Consider the following 23,808-nt stretch of genomic DNA (forward strand, 5'->3'; position numbering starts at 1 on the left):
CCACGGGGGACTCCTCGCTGAGTTAGACTGCAATCGCATTCGACCAAGAATGGATATGCACACTCCTATGGATATGCAGAATAGCGGACTCTCCCGCGGTGCGGGCTTCGAGCGATATTGGGAGAGCACCGCGCCGGGTGCCGGTCGACGGATGCCGCGGGCCGACGCCCAGAGCGACGCCCGCGTGCTGAGCCTCAACGGCACCTGGCGCTTCCGGCTCTCACCGACCGCAGCGGGTACGGGCGAGGAGTTCCTCGCGGACGACTTCGACGATGCGGCGTGGGATGAGATGCGCGTCCCCTCGCACTGGGTGATGGAGGAGTTCACGCCGCTCGCCGGTGGACCGGCGCGGCGCATGCTCGGCACCGAGGAGGGTCCTCTGTACACGAACACGGCGTATCCGATCCCGCTGGATCCGCCGCACGTCTCCACCGAGAACCCCACCGGCGATTACCGGCTCGTCTTCGATGTGCTCGCGGACTTCGGCCCGGCGGTGCTGCGCTTCCAGGGTGTCGACTCCTGCGCCAAGGTCTGGCTGAACGGCGACGAGCTCGGCTGGTCGACGGGCAGCCGGCTGCCGTTCGAGTTCGGTGCGCCGGTGCGCCCGGGGCGAAACGTGCTGTGCGTGCGGGTGCACCGATGGTCGGCCGGCACGTACCTGGAGGACCAGGACATGTGGTGGCTCCCGGGCGTCTTCCGCGATGTCGAGCTGCTCTCGCGTCCCGCCGGGGCCGTCGACGACCACTTCGTGCACGCCGACTTCGACCCCGAGACCGGAATCGGCACGCTGCGGGTGGATGCCTCGATCGCCGCGATCGTCGAGATCCCCGAGCTCGGCGTCCGGATCCCCGCGGGGGAGACCGTGGCCGTTCCGGTCGAGCCGTGGAGCGCCGACAGCCCTCGCCTGTACCGGGGGACGCTGCGCTCGAGCGGCGAGGTGGTCGACCTGGCCGTCGGCTTCCGCCGGGTCGAGATCCGGGACGGCGTGTTCACGGTGAACGGTCGCGCGGTGACGTTCCGCGGCGTGAACCGGCACGAGCACCATCCCGACACCGGCCGGACGCTCGATCGCGACACGATGATCCGCGACATCGTGATGATGAAGCGCGCGAACATCGACGCCGTGCGCACGAGCCACTATCCGCCGCATCCGGAGTTCCTGCGGCTGTGCGACGAGTACGGCCTGTGGGTCGTGGTCGAGGTCGATCTCGAGACGCACGGGTTCATCTACGAGGGGTGGGCGCACAATCCGCCGGCGCTGCCCGAGTGGCGCGACGCGCTGATGGATCGCCTGCGGCGCACCGTCGAGCGTGACAAGAACCGTCCGAGCGTGGTGGTGTGGTCGCTCGCGAACGAGAGCATGACCGGAGACGGCTTCGCCGAGATGCGGCGATGGCTCGACGAGCGGGATCCTTCGCGACCCGTGCTGTACGAGCGCGATCCGAGCTATCGCGACTCCGACTTCTACTCGCTGATGTATCCCTCGCTCGAGCTGCTCGAGCAGATCGGCCGCCATGACGAGCCGCGCGGGGGCCGCCTCAGTATGCACGGCATGGTGTTCGGGGAGTCGGATGCGGTTGCGCCGCTGCCCGACGGGGTCACGGAGGCCGACGAGGAGCGCCGGCGTGCGCTGCCGTTCCTGCTGGTCGAGTACGCGCACGCGATGGGCAACGGTCCCGGATCGCTGCAGGACTACTGGCGCATCATCCGGGCGCACGACCGCCTGTGCGGGGCCTTCGTGTGGGAGTGGATCGACCACGGCTTCCACTCGGCGACCGAGCAGGGTGTGCCCTTCGTGATGCACGGCGACGACGTGGACTACGAGCCCCGGGGCGGGCGCTTCAGCCTGCACGGCCTCGTGTTCAGCGATCGCACGCCGACTCCCGGCCTCGTGGAGCTCGCCAAGGCGCACGAGCCCGTCACCGTCGAAGTGGGTCCGCGCTCGGTACGCATAGCGAACAACCGACACTCTGTGGACACCTCGGATCTGGTGTTCCGCTGGTCGGTCGAGGTGGGCGGCGAGGTGGTCGCGCACGGGGTGCTGGATGTCCCGCCGGTGCGTGCGGGCGACTCTCGCGAGATCGCGATTCCGGATGCCGCCGCTCGCGGCCTCGCCCACTCGGGCGTGCTCTCCGCGGAGAGCGCTGCGGGCCCGGCATCTGCTTCCGTCGATGTCGTCCTGACGATCGAGGCCGCGCTCGCGACCGACCGCCTGTGGGCGCCTGCGGGCCATGTCGTGGCATGGGGACAGCGGATGCCGGATGCGGAGGCAGTCGCGAGCGCCAGCGCGATCGCGTCGTCGGGTGGGGCCGACGCCACCACTCGGCGCGCAGCCGGAGACACCACCCAGGATGCGGTCGCCGACACCCGGCGGGCGGACCTCGCGCGTCCACTCGTCGCGAACGCGACCGTGGAGGTGGGCCCCGGCGTCTTCGATGCGGCGACCGGCCGGCTCGTCCGGCTCGGCGAGCTCGAGATCGAGGGGCCGGTGCTCGACCTCTACCGAGCGCCCACCGAGAACGACCACGGCCAGGGCGACCTCAACGACCTCGCGTCGGTGTGGCGCAAGACCCAGCTGCATCGGCTGCTGCACCGGGTCGACGAGCTCGACGGCGGCGAGGGGTGGCTGCGGGTGTCCGGGCGCACAGCGCCGCGGACGCATCCGCACGGCGTCGAGTGGACGATGACCTGGACCGTGGACGGCGACGGGCTGCTCCTCGATGTCGACGCCGATTTCGTCGGACCGTGGACGAACACCCCGTACATGCACCGCGACATCCTGGTACCGCGGCTCGGTCTGCTCTTCGGTCTGCCAGGGGTGACGGAGCGCGTGAAGTGGTTCGGCCGTGGACCCGGAGAGACGTACGTCGACTCGTTCGAAGGATCCCGCGTGGGGCGTTTCGAGCGGCCGATCGACGACCTGCAGGTGCCCTACCCGGTGCCGCAGGAGAACGGCAACCACGTGCAGACGCGTTGGCTGGAGGTCTCGGCGCCCGGCGCGCCGACGCTGAGAGTCGAGGGTCGGCCTGAATTCGACTTCACCGCCCGCCGCTGGACATCGCACGACCTCGATCGGGCGACCAAGCCGCATGAGCTTGCGGACTCGGGCCGCGTGTGGCTCAACATCGATCATGCGCAGCAGGGGCTGGGATCGGCATCCGTGGGTCCCGCGCTGCCTGAGCAGTACCGCGTGCCCCGCGAGCGCACCGTGTGGAGTGTGCGGCTGGCGGCGCGCTGAGTCGCGGAGACCGTCGTGGACCCGGCGACCCGGTGGGTCAATCCGGGGCGCGCGGGCGGCCGACCAGCTCGGCGGGTGGTGCGGGGAACGCGCCGGCGGGGTAGAGCTGGTTGGCGGTGGCTTGGATGTCACGGCTCATCGGCAGGCGGATCGTCGACAGCACGCGGCCGTTGTGCGAGACACGGAAGACGTCGCCTTCTCCGTTGGCGTTGCCCACCCAGACGGCGGTGGTCACCCGCGTGCTGGACTGGACCAGCCACGTCTGGATCTGCTCGTGCGTGCCGGTCTTGCCCATCATCGGCGTGCCGTCGTTCGGGTTGGCGCCCGACCCGGTGCCGCCGGGCCGCATGACGCCCTGCAGCGCGAACGCCGCCGCGGCGGCTACTTCAGGGCTGATCGCCCGCGTGCACCGGTCGCCGGGCACGGGAAGCTCCTTGCCGTCCGCATTGACCACACGCTCGATCGCGCGCGGCACGCAGGAGACGCCATCGTTGGCGACCGCGGCGAACGCCGAGGCCAGCGCGACCGGTGCGATGTTGTTGGTTCCGATGATCGCCGCGGAGCCGTCGATGTCCACCGGCTCGCCGGTCCCGCGTGTCACGCCCAGCCGCGCCGTGACGTCTTCGATGTCGCAGAGGTCGAGCTTCTCCGCCATCGCGAGGAAGCCGCTGTTCAACGACTGCGCGGTGAACTGCATCGGCGTTCCGGTGTAGCCGGGAACGCCCCCGAAGTTGCGCACGACGTGGTTCTCGCGGTTGATCCACGTGCCCTCGCAGCGGTCCTGCAGGCGGGGGATCGCGCGCAGCCTTCCGTTGACGCTCTCGGACAGCGAGTGCCCCTTCTCGAGCCAGTCGACGAGGGTGAACAGCTTGAACGTGGATCCGGTCGCGAACCCTTTGGAGACCCCGTGCTCGAGGTCGCCGGCGTACACGAGCGACGTGTAGACCGGATCGGTGGCGGCGAGGTCGCGGTCCTCCGTGAACCTGTTGTTCTGGCTGATCGCGAGGATGCGCCCGGTGGTGGCTTCGATGCTGACCGATGCCGACCCGAAGTCCATGCCCGCCACGGTCTCGGGCGCGTAGCGCCGCATGGCGTCCTGCGACGCGTTCTGCAGCTGCCAGTCCAGCGTCGTGTAGATGTTGAGGCCCTCGCGCGTCAGCGACTGCTGTCGCTCCTGCTCGGTCTCACCGAAAGCCGCCGCGTAGTCCGGGTCGGAGCGCACGGTGTTCACCACGTACTGACAGAAGAAGGGCGCGGACGTCGCCACGCACCCGACATGTGCGGGCTGCACCGCGGGAGCGATCGGCTCGATCGCCGCCGCGACGTACTGATCGACGGTGATGCGCCCGTCCTCGCGCATCCGGTCGAGCACGTAGAGCTGGCGTCCTTTGGTGGCACTGTAGGCATCGCCGGCCGCGAGGTGCTGCTCCGGCGTGATGGTGCCGTCGGCGAGGAGCGAATCCAGTCCTGCGAGCGTGCCGGGCGTCACATCGTCGATCGAGCCGTCGGCGGCCTTGTTGTAGGTGGTCCCATCGGCGCCGGTGATCGACCCGCTGGTCCGGTCGATGCGGAACGTGTTGGGATTCTGCACGATGCCTGCGAGCGTCGCCGCCTGGGTCAGCGTGAGCCCCGCCGACGTGGTGCTGAAGTAGTAGCGGGCTGCGGCTTCGATGCCGTAGGTCGTGCCGCCGAAGTTCGCGATGTTCAGATACCCCAGCAGGATGTCGTTCTTGGAGTACTTCTGCTCGACCTGCACGGCGTAGCGGATCTCCTGGAGCTTGCGCTGATAGCCCTCGACACCGCTCGCCTGAGTGGCGTCGTGCCAGCAGTCCCGCAGCACCTCGTCGCGAGACTGGGTCTCGGTCGCGACGGCGTCCCGCTCGCAGCGCTGCACCAGCACGTTCTTCACGTACTGCTGGCTGATCGAGGAGCCGCCCTGGGTCGCACCGCCCTGAGCGTTCTTGATGAGAGCGCGGGTCGTGCCGACGATGTCGATGCCGCCGTGCTGGTAGTAGCGGGGATCCTCAGAGGCCAGGATCGCGTCGTACATGACGGGCGCGACCTCATCGAACGTGACCGGAACGCGATTCTGGTCGTAGAAAGACGTCAGCTCGACGTCCTGCCCGCTCGCCGGGTCGCGCGCGTAGATCGTCGTCGGCAGCATGAGCCGATCGATCGCGAGGTAGCTCGGCATGCCGTCGAACAGCGAGACCGCTGTGCTCGCCGCGTGTCCTGAGATCGCGAGGACAGGTGCGAGCGGAGCGACCACCAGCAGGCCCGCTATCGCGCTGAGCACCACGAGCCCCGCGAGACCACCGAGAACGCCGGCGAATGTGCGCGTGTAAGGCGGCGCTGGCGCCTTCGCCGAGTCCTTCGATGACCGCTTCATGACGACTTCCAATGTGCGGTGGGAGACAGCATGACAGACCGCTCCGGATTCCGAAACGGGTACTTCATCCCGCCGGTCACGCGGCGGGGTGGCGGCCATCCCTCATCCCGCCGGTCACGCGGCGGGGCGGAATCTTCGCGGTGGGGGCTGGAGGTCGCCGAAGGCGTAGCGGCGGGCGAGGCGCGGGACGAGCGCGAGCGGTGGGGTGTCGTCGGGGGGATGAAGGAGGAAGTCTCCGTCGCCGTGGCGAGTGATGCGCCATCCGCCGTGGTGGAGCTGCATGTGGTGGAAGCGGCACAGCAGGATGCCGCGGTCGATGTCGGTCTTGCCGTGGTCTCGGTGCCAGTGATCGATGTGGTGGGCTTCGCAGTAAGACGCCGGCCGATCGCAGCCGGTCCAGCGGCAGCCGCCGTCGCGGATCGCGAGGGCGATGCGCTGCTTCGGCGAGTACAGGCGGGCCTCACGGCCGAGGTCGAGGGGGTTTCCGTGCTCGTCGTGGATGACCGCCCGGGTGCCGACGCTGCAGGCGTGCTGGGCGACGAGCCAGCCAGGTACCGACGTACCGGAGTCTTCCAGGAGCGCGACAGCCGGTCGACCGTCGACCGCGTCGCGGTGAGCGGTGGTCGTGCTGACGATCCGGATGCCCGGCTGGCGGGTGCCGAACACGGTGGGGGCGTCGGCGAGCGCGCCCGCACGCAGTACGTCGATGATCAGGTCGTAGGCGAGCTGGTCGTTGCTGCGCGGATCGGCGACGAGGTCGGCGGCGCGCGTGCGTTCATCGGAGTCGACGAACCGGGGGCCGCCGCGGCGGGGGCGCAACGCGGTGCCGATGATGGCCTCGATCCACGCGCCTCCCTCGTCTTCGAACTGGAAGGCTCCCCGGCGTGTGCCGTCGCGGTCGGTCCAGGTCCGGAATGATCTGCCGTGGAACCTCTCCTCGAAGCGGCGGTCCGCGCCGACCGGGTCGAGCACGTCGCGGATGCTGCGCGCAGCAGAGCCGAGCTCTTCCACCGTCCGCAGGGCGGCCTCGTCGATCAGCTGGCCGGCCGCGGTCTCCCACGCGGCGGTGACATCCGCGGAGATCGAGGAGGCTTCGGACGCCTCGAGGCCGCCGTCATCGCCGGCCGAGAGCAGGGGTGGCGCGCCGAGTCCGCGGTAGATCGCGTCGTGCTGCGCAGAGGTCAGCTTCCCTGTCATCAGCGCGTCGCCGAGCGCGGCGTGCCAGGGCCGGGCCCGGACCGGCGTCGGCGCCGCGACCGGCTCACTCGCCGCGCCCACGGCACCCGTTCCTCGGTCGATCAGGTCACCCGCGAGGGCCGGCACGTTCTCAGCGAGCGCTTCGCCGAGCCGCACCTGCTTGGCCGCGTCAGCCCGGGTGGTGCCGGTGAGGTCCTGGATCAGCGACACGGGGGAGCGGTGCCCGCGCGTCTGCGCCAGTCCGCCGTGACCGGCATCCCGGGTCGACCGCGCGGCGACCACGCCCGACCCGGCGATACGCAGCGACTCGCCGCCCCGCACCAGCACGGTCGCCTGCTCGATCAACGTGATGACACCGTCATCGGTCAGTCGCTGCACCGCCGCAGCGACCTCACCCGACTCGATATCGTCTCCGATTACCGCACGCAGCTCTTCGAGCGCCGCCTGCATGTCGGAGAAGAAGCTCATACTTCATCGTGGCATCAGCCTCCGACATTCGAATAGACGTTCTAGAACCCGCGGCTCAGCAGTGTCGCGCCAGCGCCGTCGCGAAGCGCGACGAGCGCCTCCCGCTCGTACTCCGGCATCCGCTCGGGCAGCGCGTCGAGGTCGAACCACGCGATCTCGGCGCACTTGCGGGGCTCGAGGATCTGCGGCTCGCCGGCCCAGTCGTCGCACACGAAGAACCAGTCCACGCGCTGCTCGATCGGGTTGTCGGTCCCGTCGGTGCGCTGCATCACCGCGATGGCCGAGAGGGCCTCCGGCGCGAGCATGAGACCCAGCTCCTCGCGCGCTTCGCGGATCGCGGCCGCGACGGCGGTCTCGCCGAGCTCGACGTGGCCGGCCGCACCGGCCGCCCAGCATCCGTCCATGTACCCGGTGTTGTGCCGCAGCTGCAGCAGCACGGCTCCGCCCCGGCGGAGATAGACGTATGAGGAGGGGACGATGGAGAAGCGGCTCACGGCGATCCAACCTAGCGGCCGGGTCAGGAGCCCAGCGCCGCCACGTCGATGAAGAGCGAGTCGGCCCCGACCTGGCCGCCCTTGAGCAGCAGTTCGAGCCCGTCGATCGCCGGGTCCTCGGCATGGGCGCTCAGCAGCACGACGTTGCCCCACGGGTTCGCCGCGATCGACAGGGACTCGACCCCGAGCAGGCGGGTCACACGGCTCGACGTATCGCCGCCGCAGACGATCACGCGCCGCGCCGCGCCGTCGCGCGCGACGGTGGAGATCACGGATGCCGCGGCCTCGGCGATCGCCTCCAGCACCGGCCTCGCGCCCGAGGTTGCAGTGTCGGCGTCGTCGGAGGTCAGCACGACCCCGCGGCCTGCCCGCAGCGCCTCGACGACCTCGGAGGACACGGACGCCGGCACTGCGCCGTCGAGCGGAAGCGGGCGGACCAGCCAGCCCGCGGCGGCTGCGGCATCCGCCTGCCGTCGTGTCTGCGCGGAGCGGCTGCCCGACACGACCAGCACCGGGCCCTGCGCGGCGGTCGACGTGGGCAGCGCCGGGGCGTCCCCCGGCGCAGCGGCGGCGACGCCATGGGACAGCCCGCCCGAGCCGATTGCGAACACCGGTGCGGGGAGCGCGCCGAGCGCCTCGCCGATGGTGACGAGGTGCTCGTCGGTGAGGGTGTCGAGCACGAGGCCGGCTTCGGTCGCGTCCTGAAGCCGCGCCGCGAGGCCGTCGAACTCGACCAGCGGCACCGCGCCGATCGGAAGCTCCGTCTGGCGGCCGACGTGCACGGCGAGGTCGGCCTCGGTCATAGGAGTCGAGGGGTGCTGCGACATCGTCGGCTGCCGGTCGAGCCGGTACACGGTGCCTCGCTCGGCGGCGAAGTGCTGGCCGAAGAGCGTGTAGCGGCCGAAATCCGGCTGGGCGAAGAGCATCGGCACGGCGCGGTCGCCGAAGACCTCGCGAGCGAGCTCGACGACCCGGCCCAGGCTGCCGACGTGCGGTGCGGAGTCCGCGGTCGAGCAGGCCTTGTACTGCACGAGCTGCGGCTCGAGGTCCGCGAAGGCGGCGAACACCGGTCGGAGCTCGTCGTCCATGTCCGCCGGCGCGAGGGACCGCGAGATGCCGGCCACGCCGATCACGTCGACCTCGTCCGCCGCGCGACGCAGTGTCGCGGCATCCGGAAGCCCCGTGAAGAGGCGCCCGGTCCACCCGCGCCGCGCGAACTGCAGCAGCGCGTCGACGCTGCCGGTGAAGTCGTCGCCGTAGAAGGCGACGCGCGCCCTAGACACGGACGGGGCCGAACAGCTCCGCCGCCCGGCGCAGCGCGGCGGAGTTCTCGAAGGCGTGGTCCGCGCTCTCGCCGCGCGCGGCCGACGCCCACGCCTCGCGCATGCTCGCCACCCCGGCGGCCGCACCGTCCGGATGACCGTGGATGCCGCCGCCGGCGAGCACGAGCAGGTCGGTGGTGCCGACCGCGGCGTAGGTGGCGTGGGCGAGGCCGCCCCATTGTCCCGACGACAGCACCGGAAGCGTCGGCGTGAGGCCGAGGAGCGGCTCGCGCACCGCCGCGATGGAGTCGAGCACCTGGTCGTCCGTCTCGTAGAACTTGTTGCTGATGCCGTTGGTGTGCAGGTGGTCGGCGCCGGCGAGGCGCGCGAGCTTCTGCCACGCCCGGAACCCTATCCCGACCTGCTCGGAGCGCCCGAACGAGCCGAACATCGCGCGGTGCCCGTGGATCGGAACGTCGCTGTGGCGACGGAGGAACTCCAGACCCGGCAGGCCGATCAGGTTCACGCACGCCATCACGCACGTTCCGCCCGCGCCGACGACGAGGTCGTGGTTCGCCTCGAGGCGCCCGATGTCGTCGGTGATGTTGAACGCGTACATGGGCTTGCGGCCGGTGCGGTCGGCGTAGCGCTCGAGCACCGGCATGACCGCGGCGACCCGCTCGGCGAGCGGGGCGCTGGGCCCGTTGCCCTGCAGCTCGTCGTCCTTGATGAAGTCGATGCCGGCCTCGGCGAGCTGCGACACCACCTCGGCGAGCTCGGCCGGCGAGAGCCCGATGCTGGGTTTGACGATGGTGCCGATCATCGCGCCGTCAGGACGGCCCATCAGCCGCCGCGTGCCCTCGACGCCGAAGGCCGGACCAGGGTAGCGCTCGGCGAACGCCGGCGGAAGCTCGAGGTCGATGAGACGGATGGCCGACAGCTCTTTGATCTCGAACAGGTTGCCCGCGACCGCCGCCAGGAGGTTCGGCAGCGAGGGGCCGAAGTTGTCGAGCGGGAACCGCAGCCGCAGCCGGGCGCGGCGGCGGAGCGCCGGATCGCCGACGGATCCGGGAAGGGGCGACGCGCCGGTGAGGGGGAGCTCTTCGATCGACTCGACCTGGGCGGCGAAGCGTGCACGCAGGTCGTCGGACTCGCGCTCGACGCGGACGAAGGTGCCGGTGGACTGCTCGCCGGCGAGCACCTCGGCGGCGTGCTGCAGCGGCAGCGAGGTCTCGATGACGTAGGTCGCGGTGACGTGCTGAACAGACATGCGCGTCACCACACCAGGGGGAGCCAGACCGACATCTCGCCGGCGCCGCGGTTGCCCCATGCGAAATAAGGGGCGAGCCGCACGGGCGCGGTGGCGAGATCGGCGTCGGCGACGTCGTCGTAGAGCGCGGTCTCGGCGGTGCCGGGCAGCACCACCGCCTCGGTCTCGAGTGCGACGACGCGGTGGCCGGCGATCACCGTCTCGGCCGGCGTGAACCTTGCGCCTCGGCGGAGCGCGACCTGCTCGAGCACGACGCCGTCGGCCAGATCGGCGCTCTCCACGCAGTACACGACGGGACCGCGTCGCACCGCGACCTGGTTGGTCGCCTCTTCGGCGAGGCGGTGGGCGCGGAGCACCCGGACCGGCATCGGCAGCGTCAGCTCGATGAGGTCGCCCTGCTGCCACTCGCGCTCGATACGGGTGTAGGTGCCGGGCGCGCTCGCCGCCACCCGCTCACCGTTGACGGTGAGGATCGCGCCCGACGACCAGCCGGGGATGCGCAGGTGGAGCGGGATGCCGCGGCCCGAAGCGTCCGTGACAGTGAAGGCGATCCTCTCGCTCCAGGGGTAGTCGCTGTCCTCGCGCAGGGCGAGCCGGCCGCCGTCCTCGGTCGTGACGTCGAGCGCACTGCCGCCGTACAGGTGGACGTACAGTCCTTCCTCGCCGACGGATGCCGCGCGCTCGTGGAACCGCGCCAGGGTGCGCGCGATGTTCGGCGGGCAGCAGAAGCAGCTGAGGTACGGCTCGCGCAGCCGCTCGTCGGACGGCGGGGGCGGCGGCGTCGGGTGGAGGGCCGTATCGCCCGGGCGGCGGAGCGCGAAGGGAAGGTCGCGCACCTGGCGCAGCGGGTTCGTGTAGAAGTACTCCGAGCCGGCGAGGCTGATGCTCGAGAGCAGGCTGTTGAAGGCCACCTGCTCGATGACGTCGGCGTACTTGGCGTCGCCCGTGAGCGACAGCATCCGCTCGCTCCACAGGATGAGGCCGATGTTCGCGCACGACTCGTTGTGCGCGGTGGTGTGCGGCAGCTGGTACGAGCGGCCGTAGGCCTGGTGCACGCGGCTGATCTGGTCCTGCCACGGCGAGCCGTCGGGCGACGCTCCGTCGTACAGCGCTCCCGCTCCGCCCGTGATGTAGAGCTTGGTGTCGACGACGTCGTGCCACAGTCGCTCGAGCACTGCCTCCAGCTCCTGGTCGCCGTTCTCGGCGATGAGGTCGGCGAGACCGGCGTACAGGTAATTGGCGCGCACCGCGTGCCCCGCGACGACGGTCTGCTCGCGCACCGGAAGGCGGTCCTGGTTGTCGTCGCCGCCCTCGAAGTCGTCGCGCACCCGGATGAACGCCTCCGACAGACGCAGGTACTGCTCATCGCCGGTCGCACGGTAGAGGTCGATGACGGCCATGTAATGGGACGGGCAGATGGCGCTGCGGGCGAGTTCCCGCGGCTTGTTCGTGGCGAGGTCCTCGAGGAAGCCGGCGGCCTTGCGCGCGGCATCCAGCAGGGTGGTCGACCCCGTCACCTCGTAGTGGCGCACGCCGGCGGTGATGAGGTGACCGAGGTTGTAGGTCTCGAAGTTGAAGCGGTCGGCGAGGGCGATCGCGTCTTCGTGGTTGCGGCTCGAGATGATCGTCGGCGTGTGCAGGTACCCGTCGTCGCGCTGCACCGAGGCGATCAGCTGCGCGATCTGCTCGATGCGGGCCGCGAGCTCAGGGTCGGGGTCGGTCTCGAGGCGGGCGATGGCGGCCTCGAGCCACTTGTAGAAGTCGCCGTCCATGAACGGCGGACCGGCATGCTCGCCGCTCTCGAGGCCTGCGGCGATGCGGAAGTTCGTGAGACCGGCGCTGATGGCGGGGTCGCTCAGGGAGGACCAGATCTGGGGGATCGTCACGTCGCGCGTGCGATCGTGGATGTCTCCCCAGAAGCCGCTCGCCCAGCGCGCACTGTCGGCGCCGAGGGGTCGCAGCCGGGCGTGAGCCCGGGTCGCGGTCGTGGCGGTCATGGCAGTTCCTTCCGAGTGGCGTTCAGTCTCGTGCTCGCTGCGGCATCGCGGCAAGCCAGGTTCGGTGCGGGTCAGATCAGGCAGTGTTGAAAGTTCTCGCAACGCTGCATGGAAATGCAGTCTAACCCCTGAATCGTGTCAAAGTGAATAGAATTTCAGTACTGACTGTTGACACACATCGAAATCGTGCCTACTGTCGTGCTCGTACCTTTCACCCGCATGGTCGTCGTCAAGGAGGACGCTATGAACACACGCAGCAACCGTCGCCGTATCGCGGCGCTGGGGATCGCACTCGCGGCGGTGCTGCCGCTGGCAGCCTGCGCCGGCGGCGGTGCCGACACCGACACCGGCTCCTCGGAGGGCGGCTCCGGCGCCGGCGGCACCGATCCCGAAACGTTCACCGTGATGACGGCGAACGAGAACCCCGTTCTCGAGGAGCAGCTCACCGCGCTCTCCGAGGGCGCCTGCGAGGCCGAGAACGAGGCGCTGCCGCTGGAGCACCAGAAGGTGGCGCAGGCCGACACGGTCCAGAAGGTCACGCTGCTGGCCAGCCAGGGCGCGCTGCCGACCCATACGATCGCGGGCACGGCGCTCATCCGTCCCGACGGCGACCTCAATGCGGCCGGTCTGGTCGGCGACCTCAAGGCAGCCCTCGAAGACGCCGGCACCTGGGACAACGTGCTGCCGGCCGCCGCCTCCACCGTCGAGCAGGTCTACGGCGGCATGTTCTCGATGCCGTACCAGTACAACATCGAGGGCATCTTCTACAACAAGGAGATCCTCGCCGACAACGGCATCGAAGAGCCCCAGACCTGGGACGACCTCGTAGACGCCGCCGACACGCTGGCCGGCGCCGGTGTCGTCCCGATGACCGAGGCGGGCGCCAACGGCTGGCCGCTCACCCGCATCATGGGCATGTACATCTTCCGCAACGTCGGGCCCGAAGCGATGGCCGCCGTCCGCGACGGCGACGCCAAGCTCACCGACCCCGAGTACGTCGCCGGCGCACAGGCGCTCGCCGACTTCGCCGAGGCCGGCTACTTCGGCGAAGGCTTCTCGACCCGCGACGGCGACACCTCGTCGAACATGTTCCTGACCGGTCAGGCCGCGATGACGTACGACGGCTCGTGGCTGCTGAGCGCGATCAACGACCCAGAACGCAATGAGATCGGCGGCGAGAACGTCGGCTTCATGCCGTTCCCCGAGGTCGACGGCGGCAAGGGCTCGATCGACCAGTACGCGGCGAACGCGGGCGCTCCGATGATCATCGACGCCGAGCAGTTCGGTCCGAAGGTCGTCGACTGGGTGAGCTGCATCGCGGAGAACTACGGTCAGCAGGCGCTGCAGGATGCCGGCGTCATCTCGGGCTTCAAGGTCAACGGCGACGTCACCGACATCTCCGAGAACACGGCCGAGATCCAGGAGCGGATCGCGGGCATCGACGAGACCGTACTGTGGTTCGAGGCCCTGATGGACTCGAAGAGCAACTCGCTGGCGTCGACCAACGCGACCCTGCTCACGACCGGCCAGATGACCGCCGAGGACTACATGGCCCAGCTGCAGGCGAGCATCGACGCCAACGGCTGAGACCCCGCACCGGCTCCCCGGGCGGTCGCCCGGGGAGCCGGCTCACGACAGAAAGCAGTTCGCAGATGAACTCGATCTTCGGAGATCGGAAGACGATCTTCATCCTGCTGGCACCGGCCCTCGTGCTGTACACCCTGCTCAAGGTGGTGCCGGTGGGCTGGTCCCTCGGCCTCTCGTTCTTCGAGGGCAACTCGCTGCGCGGCTTCGAGTGGGTGGGGCTGCAGAACTTCACCACCTTCTTCACCGATCCGGCCGCTCTCCAGTCGATGTGGGTGAGCGTCTTCTTCGCGATCGTGGCCACCGCCCTCCAGGTCGCCCTGGGCTACGCGCTGGCTCTCCTCTACGTCTTCGTCCTCCGCAAGGGCTCCACCCTGGTGCGGACGCTCGTCTTCTTCCCGACCGTGCTGCCGACCGTGGCGGTGGCCATGCTGTTCCGCAGCTTCGTCGCCGTCGGCGACAACCAGGGCCCGATCAACGACATCATCAACTTCTTCGGCGGTGAGAGCGTCGAGGTGCTGGCGTCGACCGTCGGCACGATGACCACGGCGATCGCGATGACGCTGTGGAGCTCGATGGGCTTCTACGCCGTGCTCCTCTATGCCGGCCTGCTCGACATCCCCGAGGAGGTCATCGAGTCGGCCCGGCTCGACGGAGCCAACGGGTTCAAGCTGGTCCGGCACATCGTGGTGCCGCTGTCGCTGCCGATCCTGCTGTCGTCGATCATCTTCAGCCTCAACGCCACCCTCAAGGTCTTCGACAGCCTGCTCGCCCTCAACGGCGGCGGGCCCGGCACTTCGACCGCGCCGATGACGCTGTACATGTACCGCACGGCGTTCGAGTACGCCGAGTACGGCTACGGCTCCACCATCGCCGTGATCCTCACGGCGCTCTGCCTCGTGTTCACCCTCGCGATCTTCCGATCGTCGCGTCGCAAGGCGGAGGTCTGACAATGACTCTGACCCAGACTGACACCGCCTACACGGTCGCCACCCCCACGGTCCGCAGGCCCGGGCCGAGCCGCGCGCGGCGCGGCCTCGTGAAGGCCCTGCGCCGGTTGCCGGTGTGGATCCTCGTCGCGGTCCTCATGATCGTGGTGCTGTATCCGCAGGTCTGGATGGTGCTGGGCTCGTTCAAGACGCAGTCCGAGTTCCTCTCCAACCCCGCGCTGTCGCTGCCCGAGACGTGGAACTTCGACAACTACGTCACCGCACTGACGAACGGCAACGTGGCGCGCAACTGGCTCAACAGCGTGCTGGTGACGATCCCGTCGGTGCTGCTCATCGTCTTCATCGGCGTCGCCGCGGGCTACGCGCTCGAGGTGATGATCTGGAAGGGCCGCAACGGGGTCCTCCTCTACATCCTCGCCGGCATCATGGTGCCCGGGCAGATGATCCTCGTGCCGCTGTTCATCACGTACTTCCGCATCGGCATCACCGACACGCTGTGGCCGCTCATCATCACCTACACCGTCATGGGTCTGCCCCTGACGACGTTCCTGATGGCGACCTACTTCCGGTCGGTTCCGCGCGAGATCTTCGAGGCGGCGACCGTCGACGGGTCGGGGCCGCTGCGATCGTTCTTCGTGATCGGCATCCCGATGATGAAGAACTCGATCATCACGATCGCGCTGGTGCAGTTCTTCAGCGTGTGGAACGACCTGCTCATCGCGCTGACCTTCACGACGCGGCCCGACCTCGCGACCATCCAGGTGGGCCTGCTGAGCCTGAGCGACGAGTACGGCTCGACGCAGTACGGACCGCTCTTCGCGGCCGTGAGCATCAACATCGTCGTGCTGCTGATCCTGTTCCTGACGCTCAACAAGAAGATCATGGCCGGCATGGCCGGCGGCGCCCTCAAGGGCTGAGAAGCTGGAAGGCTTGTTCGCATGACCTCGTCCGCACCCCGCATCGCGTTCCTGCACACCGGAGCCGTCAACATCGCTCCGTTCGGGGCACTGGCCACCGAGTTCCTGCCGAACGCGACGATCGTGAACTACCTCGACGACCGCATCGTCGCCGACCTGGGTGACCAGGAGCGGGCGGGCTCGGTGCCCGCCCGAGTGGACGACCTCGTGCGCGCCGCTGCGGCCGGGGGAGCGGATGCGGTCATGTTCACGTGCTCGTCGATCTCGGAGCTCGCCGCGCCTGCCGCCGCTGCGGCCGGGGTGCCGGTGCTGCGCGTCGACGAGGCGATGGCGGATGCCGCGGTGCGGGCCGGACGCCGGGTGCGCGTCCTCGCCACGCTGCCGACCACCTGCCGGCCGACGCTGGGACTGCTGCAGGAGCGCGCCGCGCTCGCGGGAGTGAGCCCCGAGTTCTCGAGCGAGGTCATCGAGGGCGCCTTCGCTGCGGTCGCGAGCGGTGACCGCGCCACGCACGACCGGCTCGTCGCGGCCGCCATCGAGCGGGGCGCCGCTGAAGCCGACGTCGTCGTGCTCGCCCAGGCCTCCATGGCCTCCGCCGCCGATGCGGTCTCGGTCGACGTTCCGGTGCTCACCAGCCCGCGGCTGGGTGTCGAGCGCCTCGCCGCGTCGCTCGCGGACCGCTGACGCCTCGAGCCCGACGTCTCCGCCGGGCTCGAGGCGTTTCGTCTCGCTCGTTCCTCGCTCGCTCAACGACCGGGATGGGGCGTGATGTCTCGCTCGCTCGACGACCGGGAGGGGCGTGACGTCTCGCTCGCTCGACGACCGGGGTGAGGCGTGATGTCTCGCTCGCTCGACGACCGGGATGGGGCGTGATGTCTCGCTCGCTCGACGACCGGGATGGGGCGTGATGTCTCGCTCGCTCGACGACCGGGATGGGGCGTGACGTCTCGCTCGCTCGACGACCGGGATGAGGCGTGACGTCTCGCTCGCTCGACGATCGGGATGGGGCGTGACGTCTCGCTCGCTCATCGACCGGCTGCTTGCACCGGTCGTTGAGCGGAGGGCGCTCCAGCGCCCGGAGACGAAACGCCTCGAGCCCGCCGACGGCGGCGGTGCGCTCCGGCCCCGGGCTCACCGCTCGGCGAGGGCCTCGGCGGAGCGGAGGTCGGTGACGAGCGTCGTGACCCAGTCGCCGGCGAGGGCGCCGTGGATAGCCTCGAGCTTGCGCTCGCCGCCGGCGATGCCGACGCGGCGCGGGATGCGACGCAGGTTCTCCACCGTGATGGCGATGATGCGGTCGTCGAGCGCCCCGCGCACGAGCGAGCCGTCACCTCGGAAGATGCGGTGGCAGATGTCGCCCACGGCACCCTCGTCGAGGAGAGCCTGCCGCTCCTCGGCGGGGAAAGCATTGCCGCTCGTGGCGAGCACGTCCGACGGCTCGATGCTGCCGATGCCCATGATCGCCATCGTGAGGTCGTTCCAGTGGCGCGCGACCTCCTGCATCGACGGATCCCGCAGCAGGCTGTCGCGGATCGCCGGGTCGCCGACGATGCCCGGCGCCTGCACATAGACCGGCTCGGCGCCGAGTGTGCGGGCCAGCTCGCCGAGGATGCGGTTGGAGTGGCTCTGCGCCTCGGGCGCGCCGACGCCGCCCAGCAGCTGCACCACCTCCGTCGCCCCGCGGACGGTGAAGGGGCGCATGCGGTCGACCATCGCGAGGATCGTCTGACTCCACGACGAGACGCCGATCCGGTCGCTGCCCGAGAGCGTCGCCTCCAGGTAGGCGGCCGCTCCGGCGCCGAGCGACGCGAGCAGCTCGCCCTCGTCGGCGTCGTGGTCGACGTCGACCACCACGGCCTCCGCGAGCCCGTACTTCTCCTCGAGCTGCTCTTCCAGCTCGGCGTAGACGCCTGGCGCGACGGTGACGATCGTCCGCACGATGCCGACGGATTCCGCGCGCTTGAGCAGACGCGAGACCTTCGCCTGTGAGATATTGAGCGCGGCCGCGATGTCGGCCTGGCGCACGCCGCGCTCGTGGTACATGCGCGCGACCTTGGTGAGCAGGCGCACCTGGCCGTCTGCGGGCCGGGTGTAGGGCGTCAGGGGCACGGTGGTCTCCGATCGTGGCGATCCGAGGGGTGTATTCGGATTCGCTAACGAAAGGATATTCACTCTGTGGCCGTGAAGCCAGCCCTAGTTCTGGCGAGAAACACCTGATCGGTGCACAGAGGCGCGAATGGCGGCGGGCCCGTCCGGCGTGGTGCGATCGTCGACCCCGCCTTTCGCACGCGAACGATGAAGATGGCGGATGCCGCGGCCCGCGGCATCCGCCATCTTTGGAGGCGTCAGGGTGCGGACGTGGCGTCCGCGGGCGGGATCAGACGGGCGCGCCGACCCCCACCTGCACCTCGACGACACGGGTGTGGATGCCGGGGCTCAGTGTCTCCTCGGGAGAGCCCTCGAGGTCGAGCACCGCCTCGGCGCCGACGGGTACCAGGACCTCGACGTGCAGCTGCCCTTCTGCGATGCGCCACGAGATCGCCGCCTCGCCGTAGGCGGTGAGCTGGCGGGCCGAGGCGGAGGTGAGTCCGCCGCCAGGGCGCGGGGCGAAGCGGATGCGCCGGTAGCCGGGGGCGTCGGGAGCGAGGCCGCCGACGACGCGGTGCATCCAGTCCGCGACGGCGCCCAGCGCGTAGTGGTTGAACGAGGTCATCTGGCCGGGGTTGACGGTGCCGTCGGGCAGCAGCGAGTCCCACCGCTCCCAGACCGTGGTCGCGCCCTGCTCCACCTGGTAGAGCCACGACGGGCACTCGCGCTCGAGGATCAGGTCGTAGGCGGTCGGCACTTGGCCGCCCGCGCTCAGGGCATCCGAGACCAGCGGCGTCCCCACGAAGCCGGTCGCGATGCGGTTGCCCGCCTCGTGCACGAGCTGAGCGAGACGTGCCGCCGCGGCATCCCGCTTCTGCGGATCGGTGATGAGGTCGAACCGCAGGCCGAGGGCGTAGGCCGTCTGCGCGTCGCTGGTCATGGTGCCGTCGTCGTTCACGTAGGCGCCCTCGAAGGCGGCCACGACCTCGTCGGCGAGCGTGTCGTAGTGCGCGCGCTCGTCGCCGAGTCCCAGCACCTCCGCCATGCGCGCGACGGTGCGCGCGGACTTGGCGAAGTAGGCCGTCGCGACGAGGTAGCGGTCGGTGAGCGCATCGGCCGGGTCGTCCGGCGGGGCGGCCGGGTCGAGCCAGTCGCCCAGCTGGAAGCCGGTGTCCCACAGCCGAGAGGGGCCGGAGAGGCGCTCGAGCAGATCGACCCAGCGGCGCGCGCTGTCGAACTGCGCGCGCAGCACGCCGGCGTCGCCGAAGCGCTCGTACAGCGTCCAGGGCAGCAGGGTGGCGACGTCGCCCCACGCGGCGCCGGGGCGCATCGGCGTCCACTTGTCGACCGCGGGGATCACCGGCACGTACCAGGGGACCGTGCCGTCGGGGAGCTGCTCGATCGCGACGTCGCGGAGCCAGCCCGAGAGCATGCCCGACACGTCGAAGAGCGTCGACGCCGTGGGGCCGAAGACCTGGATGTCGCCCGTCCAGCCGATGCGCTCGTCGCGCTGCGGGCAGTCGGTCGGGATGTCGACGAAGTTGCCGCGCATGCCCCACACGACGTTCTCGTGCAGGCGGTTGAGGGCGGGGTCCGACGACTCGAACCAGCCGGTGCGCTCGAGGTCGGTGTGGTACACGCGCGCCACGAGTGCGCCGGCCGCCGCATCGGCGTCGAGGTCGCCGGGCCACCCTGTCACCTCGACGTAGCGGAAGCCGTGGAAGGTGAACCGCGGCTCCCACTCCTCGACGTCGCGGCCGGCGAGCGTGTAGTTGTCGGTCGAGCGCGCTGCGCGCAGCGGTCGCGTGTAGATCTCGCCGTCCTGCATCACCTCGGCGGTGCGCAGCGTCACCGTGGTGCCCGCGTCGCCCGAGACCCGGATGCGCACGCGACCGACGAGGTTCTGCCCGAAGTCGAGGATGCGTGAGCCGCTGGGGCCGGTGAGCACCGCGATCGGCCGCAGCTCCTGGGTCGCGCGCACCGGCGGAGCCGTCGGCGCGACCAGCGTGGCGGGGTCGCGATGGCGCTCCTGCACCCCTTCCCAGCCGGCGTCGTCGAAGTCCGCCGTCGACCAGCCGGGCTGCTCCGCGCGCGCGTCGTAGTCCTCGCCGTCGTAGAGGCCGCTGTGCAGGATGGGGCTCGGCGCGGAGCGCCACGACACGTCGGTGGCCACGACCTCGCGACTGCCGTCGGCGTAGGTCAGCTCGAGCTGGCCGAGGAAGGACTGGTCGTAGCCGTAGACGTTGCGGAAGCCGCCGCGCCAGCCCAGTCGGCCGCGATACCAGCCGTCGCCGAGCCAGGCGCCGAGAGCGTTCACGCCGGGGCGCACCAGGTCGGTGACGTCGTACGTGTAGTACCGCAGCCGGCTGCCGTACACCGTCCAGCCGGGCGAGAGCGTGTCGGCGCCGACACGCTCGCCGTTGAGCTCGGCCTCGTAGACGCCGTGCGCGGTCGCATAGAGCCGTGCGCGCACGATGTCGTCGCGCACCTCGAACGCGCGGCGTACGAGTGAGGGCCGGCGCTCGTCGGAGTGCGGGTTCTCGTTGCGGAAGGCGCCGACCGGGCGCGCAGACCAGTCGCCGGGCTCGAGCAGTCCCGCTTCGAGAACCGTGGGGACGGATGCCGCGGACCACGCGCCGTCCGCACCCCTGACGGCTATGCGCACCGTGACGATCTCGCGCGAGCGCAGCGGGTCGGCCGGCCAGTCCACGAGCACCTGCTCGGGCGAGTCGACGACGTACGTCGTGACGTCGCCGCCGCGGTCGACCTCGACGGAGTACGCGGTCTGCCGCCAGCCGGACGGTGCAGACGCGACGCGCCACGAGAGGCGCGGCATCGGCTCGCCGATCCCGAGGGGTTCGCGGTGGTGTTCGATGCGGGGTGCGTCGACGGTGACGGACATCCGTGTTGTCTCCTTGCGCTGTGGCCGGGGCGTGGCGAAACGTTTCAAGATGGGAGTTTGGCACCGATTTCGAAACGTTTCAAGTACGCTGTCGAGGGAGCCGCGACCCGGGCGGCAGAGGAGGATTCGATGACGATCGGTGTGACAGGCAGCGGCGGCAAGCTCGGCCGCGCGGCGATGGAGCGACTGCGGGCCGACGGGCACGACGTGATCGGGTTCGACCTCGCCGGAACCCCCGGGATGGGCTTCACCCGCGTCGACCTCACCGACTTCGGGCAGACGCTCGACGCGCTCCTCTCGGTGACCGCGCGCCACGACGGGCTCGACGCGCTCGTGCACCTCGCGGCGATCCCGGTGAACGGCCTGGTGCCGGATGCCGCGACCTTCCACAACAACATGACCGTGTCGTTCAACGCCCTGTTCGCCGCGCACCGGGCAGGCATCCGCACGATCGTGCTCGCCTCGAGCATCACCGCGATGGGCTTCCCGTTCGACGAGGCACCGCCCTCGCTGCCGGTCGAAGAGGCCTACACCAGCGCGAACAACACGTACGGACTCGGCAAGGTGGCCGAGGAGGCGATCGCGGCCCAGCTGGTCAGGTGGCATCCCGAGACCTCGATCACCGCCCTTCGCTTCACCAACGTCGTCGGCGCCGACGAGTACGCGACGTTCGACCGCGCCGCAGAGCCGGACTACCGCCGCGACCTCGTCGGCTCCTGGATCGACGCTCGCGACGGCGCCGAGGCTGTCGCGCGGGCGCTCGCGGCGGCGGAGCCGGGGTTCGAGGTGTACAACGTGGCCGCTCCCCGCTCCGGCAACGCGCAGCCCTCGCGCGAGGTCGCGGCGCGCTGGTTCCCGGGCACCCCGATCGCCGAAGACCTCGGCGAGTTCGAGTCGCTGATGTCCACCCGCAAGATCCGTGAACGCCTCGGCTTCGTCGCCGAGCACGACTGGCGCTGATGGCACCGGCGGGCATCCGGGACGTCGCGGCGCTCGCGGGCGTCTCGATCGGCACGGTGTCGAACTACCTCAACCACCCCGACAGGCTGTCGGCGGCGATGGGCCGCCGCGTGGCGGACGCCATCGAAACACTCGGCTTCGTGCCGAGCAACGCGGGCCGCCAGCTGCGACTGGGCGTGAGCACCGTCATCGGCTACCTCGCGGCCGACATCGGCAATCCGCACTTCGGCGAGATCGCTCAGAGCGTGCAGCACAGAGCAGCAGAGCTCGGCCTCTCCGTCTTCCTCGCCGATTCTCAGGCGGATCCCGCGCAGGAGGACGCGTACCTCGACGCCTTCGCGCAGCATCATGTGCGGGGCCTGCTGGTCGCCTCGCACCATCCGGTCGAGGAGCGGCTCGCGCTGCTGCGCCGTCGCGGTACGCCCACCGTCCTCGTCGGCCAGCACGCGCAGTCGCCCGAGCAGCCGTCGGTGTCCGTCGATGAGGTCGCCGGGGGGCGCTTGGCCGTCGCCCACCTCGCGGAGAGGGGATGCCGCCGCCTGGCGTTCGTCGGCGGGCCCGACGACGTCGTGTACGTGGCCGCGCGACTCGACGGAGCGCGTGCCGAAGCTGCCGCCCGCGGCGTCGACCTCGAAGTGATCCCGGTTGCCGAGCGCTCGCTCGCGGTCGGACGCGAGGCGGGAGCGGCGATCGCGGCGCGGCCCGCGAACGAACGGCCCCAGGGGATCTTCGCCGTCAACGACCTGCTCGCGCTCGGGATGCTGCAGGAGCTCGTGGCCCGCGGCGTGCGCGTTCCCGAGGAACTGGCCCTCGTGGGCTACGACGACAACGAGTTCGCCGAGGCGTCGCTGATCCCGTTGACCAGCATCAGCCGCCGCCACCGGGACGTCGGCTCGACGGTCGTCGACATGCTCTTCGAGACGCTGGAGGGACGTTCCCTCGCGCAGATGCACCGCGTGCTCCAGCCTCGGCTGATCGCCCGGGAGAGCACCGCCGGCTTTGCGGTGCGGGGCGTCTGAGCGGCGCTCAGCCGGCTGCCGCCCGGCCCACCGGGGCCGAGTCCATCGGCGCTCCGACCACCGGCGACCAGGCACGTGCGATGCCGCGCATCTCGGGCTGGGAGTATCCGCCGATGTCGACGGGGGTGCCGAGGCGCTGCACCGCGCAGTAGTAGTGCTCGAGGCGGTCGCCGGTGCGGATGACCGCGGGCTTGTGCGCGTGCCGGTCGTCGATCGCGCCGGCCACGCCGGGTGCCACCAGCACGGTCGGCGACTTGGTCCAGGTGACGAGGTCGGGAGAGGTGGCCAGCAGATCGACCGCCGGGCCGCCCGCGCGCAGCCCGAAGTAGAACATCAGCCACGTTCCGTCCGGAGCGCGCAGAACGAACGGGTCGGAGGCGAACCGGTCGTCGGGAGCGCCGGCAGCGCCGACGGGCAGCAGCGGAGCATCCGACACGCGCTGCCACGACGTGAGGTCGTCCGACACGGCCGCACCGGTCTGCTCGATCCAGCGACCGTTGGCCCGGTCCTTCGCGTTGTAGAAGAGCCAGAAGCGGCCGTCATGGCGCAGCAGGTAGGACTTGTAGAGGCCGCCGCGTTCCCATGACCCGCCGTCTTCGGGGCGCAGCAGCTCGCCGACCTCTTCCCATTCGACGAGGTCGCGGCTGCGCACGAATCCGATGACGGCCGAGCCCTCTTCGTAGCCGGCATCGGGGTACGCGTGATAGGTGCCGTAGTACCAGTCGTCGATCGCTGTGAGCTCACCCGGACCGTAGAGGTCGGTGTCGCGCAGGATCGAGGTGAGCGCGGCGTTGTGCCGGCGGTGGACCGATCCCGGGTCGCGGGGGAACACCAGCCGCGGCGCGGACCACCGCGTCCCGTCGTGCCACGCCAGCCCGGTCTGATATCCGCGCCCGTCCCACCCCACGACCGTCATGCCGAGCCTGCCGTCCTTGCGGAACACGAACGGGCAGTCCACGCCGTGGCTGTTCCAGTCGCCGGCCCGGTGGGTGGGGGCGACGACGAGGGCGCCGCCTTTCGCGGTCGGGCGGACGCTGACGGCGAGATCCTGCGCATCGATCATTTCGGTGTCT

At 70.3% G+C, this 23,808-nt stretch carries 16 protein-coding genes; 7 read left to right on the top strand and 9 right to left on the bottom strand.

The genetic code is table 11. From position 1 onward, the window contains the following. Window positions 1-67 precede the first annotated feature (67 nt). On the top strand, window positions 68-3,238 hold the full coding sequence (locus ACI3KX_RS08965; protein ID WP_404909457.1) for a glycoside hydrolase family 2 TIM barrel-domain containing protein: 3,171 nt from the start codon (window positions 68-70) through the stop codon (window positions 3,236-3,238). Between the two features lie 37 nt (window positions 3,239-3,275). Here ACI3KX_RS08965 and ACI3KX_RS08970 read toward each other — a convergent pair whose 3' ends face one another. From ACI3KX_RS08970 to ACI3KX_RS08995, 6 genes are all read right to left on the bottom strand, one after another. Then, window positions 3,276-5,627, bottom strand: coding sequence for a transglycosylase domain-containing protein (locus ACI3KX_RS08970; RefSeq protein WP_404909458.1), 2,352 nt, complete (start codon window positions 5,625-5,627; stop codon window positions 3,276-3,278). A 114-nt stretch (window positions 5,628-5,741) separates the two neighbouring features. Next, window positions 5,742-7,292 carry a DUF222 domain-containing protein gene (locus ACI3KX_RS08975; RefSeq protein WP_404909459.1) on the bottom strand — a complete coding sequence of 517 codons (1,551 nt, stop codon included), beginning with the start codon at window positions 7,290-7,292 and terminating at the stop codon, window positions 5,742-5,744. 41 nt (window positions 7,293-7,333) lie between these two features. Beyond that, window positions 7,334-7,786, bottom strand: a complete 453-nt coding sequence (locus ACI3KX_RS08980) for an NUDIX domain-containing protein (protein ID WP_404909460.1) — start codon at window positions 7,784-7,786, stop codon at window positions 7,334-7,336. A gap of 23 nt (window positions 7,787-7,809) precedes the next feature. Further along, window positions 7,810-9,069: a four-carbon acid sugar kinase family protein gene (locus ACI3KX_RS08985; protein WP_404909461.1), complete on the bottom strand. Its 1,260-nt coding sequence runs from the start codon at window positions 9,067-9,069 to the stop codon at window positions 7,810-7,812. After that, window positions 9,062-10,318 carry a ribulose-bisphosphate carboxylase large subunit family protein gene (locus ACI3KX_RS08990; protein ID WP_363354999.1) on the bottom strand — a complete coding sequence of 419 codons (1,257 nt, stop codon included), beginning with the start codon at window positions 10,316-10,318 and terminating at the stop codon, window positions 9,062-9,064. The genes ACI3KX_RS08985 and ACI3KX_RS08990 overlap by 8 nt, the downstream gene beginning before the upstream one ends. A gap of 5 nt (window positions 10,319-10,323) precedes the next feature. Continuing rightward, window positions 10,324-12,315 carry a glycoside hydrolase family 127 protein gene (locus ACI3KX_RS08995; RefSeq protein ID WP_404909462.1) on the bottom strand — a complete coding sequence of 664 codons (1,992 nt, stop codon included), beginning with the start codon at window positions 12,313-12,315 and terminating at the stop codon, window positions 10,324-10,326. A 243-nt stretch (window positions 12,316-12,558) separates the two neighbouring features. Between ACI3KX_RS08995 and ACI3KX_RS09000 the strand changes: the two genes are divergently transcribed. The 4 genes from ACI3KX_RS09000 (at window position 12,559) to ACI3KX_RS09015 (ending at window position 16,450) form a co-directional block, all read left to right on the top strand. Then, window positions 12,559-13,902 (top strand): extracellular solute-binding protein, encoded by a 1,344-nt coding sequence (locus ACI3KX_RS09000; protein WP_363354995.1) that lies wholly within the window; start codon window positions 12,559-12,561, stop codon window positions 13,900-13,902. Between the two features lie 65 nt (window positions 13,903-13,967). Then, window positions 13,968-14,849: a sugar ABC transporter permease gene (locus ACI3KX_RS09005; RefSeq protein ID WP_363354993.1), complete on the top strand. Its 882-nt coding sequence runs from the start codon at window positions 13,968-13,970 to the stop codon at window positions 14,847-14,849. A 2-nt stretch (window positions 14,850-14,851) separates the two neighbouring features. Then, a complete protein-coding gene (locus ACI3KX_RS09010) occupies window positions 14,852-15,766 on the top strand; it encodes a carbohydrate ABC transporter permease (RefSeq protein ID WP_363354991.1) in 915 nt (304 codons plus the stop codon). Window positions 15,767-15,787: 21 nt separating this feature from the next. Beyond that, window positions 15,788-16,450, top strand: coding sequence for an aspartate/glutamate racemase family protein (locus ACI3KX_RS09015; RefSeq protein ID WP_404909463.1), 663 nt, complete (start codon window positions 15,788-15,790; stop codon window positions 16,448-16,450). Window positions 16,451-16,897: 447 nt separating this feature from the next. On the opposite strand, the gene ACI3KX_RS09020 is transcribed toward ACI3KX_RS09015, so the two are convergent. Beyond that, window positions 16,898-17,875: a sugar-binding domain-containing protein gene (locus ACI3KX_RS09020; protein ID WP_363354987.1), complete on the bottom strand. Its 978-nt coding sequence runs from the start codon at window positions 17,873-17,875 to the stop codon at window positions 16,898-16,900. Between the two features lie 268 nt (window positions 17,876-18,143). Continuing rightward, window positions 18,144-20,756: a family 78 glycoside hydrolase catalytic domain gene (locus ACI3KX_RS09025; RefSeq protein WP_404909464.1), complete on the bottom strand. Its 2,613-nt coding sequence runs from the start codon at window positions 20,754-20,756 to the stop codon at window positions 18,144-18,146. Window positions 20,757-20,885: 129 nt separating this feature from the next. On the opposite strand from ACI3KX_RS09025, the gene ACI3KX_RS09030 reads away from it, so the two are divergent. Both ACI3KX_RS09030 and ACI3KX_RS09035 read left to right on the top strand, forming a co-directional pair. Beyond that, on the top strand, window positions 20,886-21,716 hold the full coding sequence (locus tag ACI3KX_RS09030) for an NAD-dependent epimerase/dehydratase family protein (protein ID WP_404909465.1): 831 nt from the start codon (window positions 20,886-20,888) through the stop codon (window positions 21,714-21,716). Beyond that, on the top strand, window positions 21,716-22,735 hold the full coding sequence (locus tag ACI3KX_RS09035; RefSeq protein WP_404909466.1) for a LacI family DNA-binding transcriptional regulator: 1,020 nt from the start codon (window positions 21,716-21,718) through the stop codon (window positions 22,733-22,735). Before ACI3KX_RS09030 ends, ACI3KX_RS09035 begins: the two co-directional genes overlap by 1 nt. 7 nt (window positions 22,736-22,742) lie before the next feature. On the opposite strand, the gene ACI3KX_RS09040 is transcribed toward ACI3KX_RS09035, so the two are convergent. Continuing rightward, entirely contained in the window at window positions 22,743-23,798 is a 1,056-nt protein-coding gene (locus tag ACI3KX_RS09040; protein ID WP_404909467.1) for a hypothetical protein, read from the bottom strand. Window positions 23,799-23,808 lie beyond the last annotated feature (10 nt).

Source organism: Microbacterium sp. ZW CA_36 (genome assembly GCF_044987475.1).
Lineage (GTDB): Bacteria > Actinomycetota > Actinomycetes > Actinomycetales > Microbacteriaceae > Microbacterium.

Coding starts and splice junctions, on each gene's coding strand:
- ACI3KX_RS09040 (WP_404909467.1), bottom strand. CDS start 23,798: ATGATCGATGCGCAGGATCTCGCCGTCAGCGTCCGCCCGACCGCGAAA.
- ACI3KX_RS08990 (WP_363354999.1), bottom strand. CDS start 10,318: ATGTCTGTTCAGCACGTCACCGCGACCTACGTCATCGAGACCTCGCTG.
- ACI3KX_RS08970 (WP_404909458.1), bottom strand. CDS start 5,627: ATGAAGCGGTCATCGAAGGACTCGGCGAAGGCGCCAGCGCCGCCTTAC.
- ACI3KX_RS09005 (WP_363354993.1), top strand. CDS start 13,968: ATGAACTCGATCTTCGGAGATCGGAAGACGATCTTCATCCTGCTGGCA.
- ACI3KX_RS09015 (WP_404909463.1), top strand. CDS start 15,788: ATGACCTCGTCCGCACCCCGCATCGCGTTCCTGCACACCGGAGCCGTC.
- ACI3KX_RS09000 (WP_363354995.1), top strand. CDS start 12,559: ATGAACACACGCAGCAACCGTCGCCGTATCGCGGCGCTGGGGATCGCA.
- ACI3KX_RS09025 (WP_404909464.1), bottom strand. CDS start 20,756: ATGTCCGTCACCGTCGACGCACCCCGCATCGAACACCACCGCGAACCC.
- ACI3KX_RS08965 (WP_404909457.1), top strand. CDS start 68: ATGGATATGCAGAATAGCGGACTCTCCCGCGGTGCGGGCTTCGAGCGA.
- ACI3KX_RS09030 (WP_404909465.1), top strand. CDS start 20,886: ATGACGATCGGTGTGACAGGCAGCGGCGGCAAGCTCGGCCGCGCGGCG.
- ACI3KX_RS09035 (WP_404909466.1), top strand. CDS start 21,716: ATGGCACCGGCGGGCATCCGGGACGTCGCGGCGCTCGCGGGCGTCTCG.
- ACI3KX_RS09010 (WP_363354991.1), top strand. CDS start 14,852: ATGACTCTGACCCAGACTGACACCGCCTACACGGTCGCCACCCCCACG.
- ACI3KX_RS08975 (WP_404909459.1), bottom strand. CDS start 7,292: ATGAGCTTCTTCTCCGACATGCAGGCGGCGCTCGAAGAGCTGCGTGCG.
- ACI3KX_RS08995 (WP_404909462.1), bottom strand. CDS start 12,315: ATGACCGCCACGACCGCGACCCGGGCTCACGCCCGGCTGCGACCCCTC.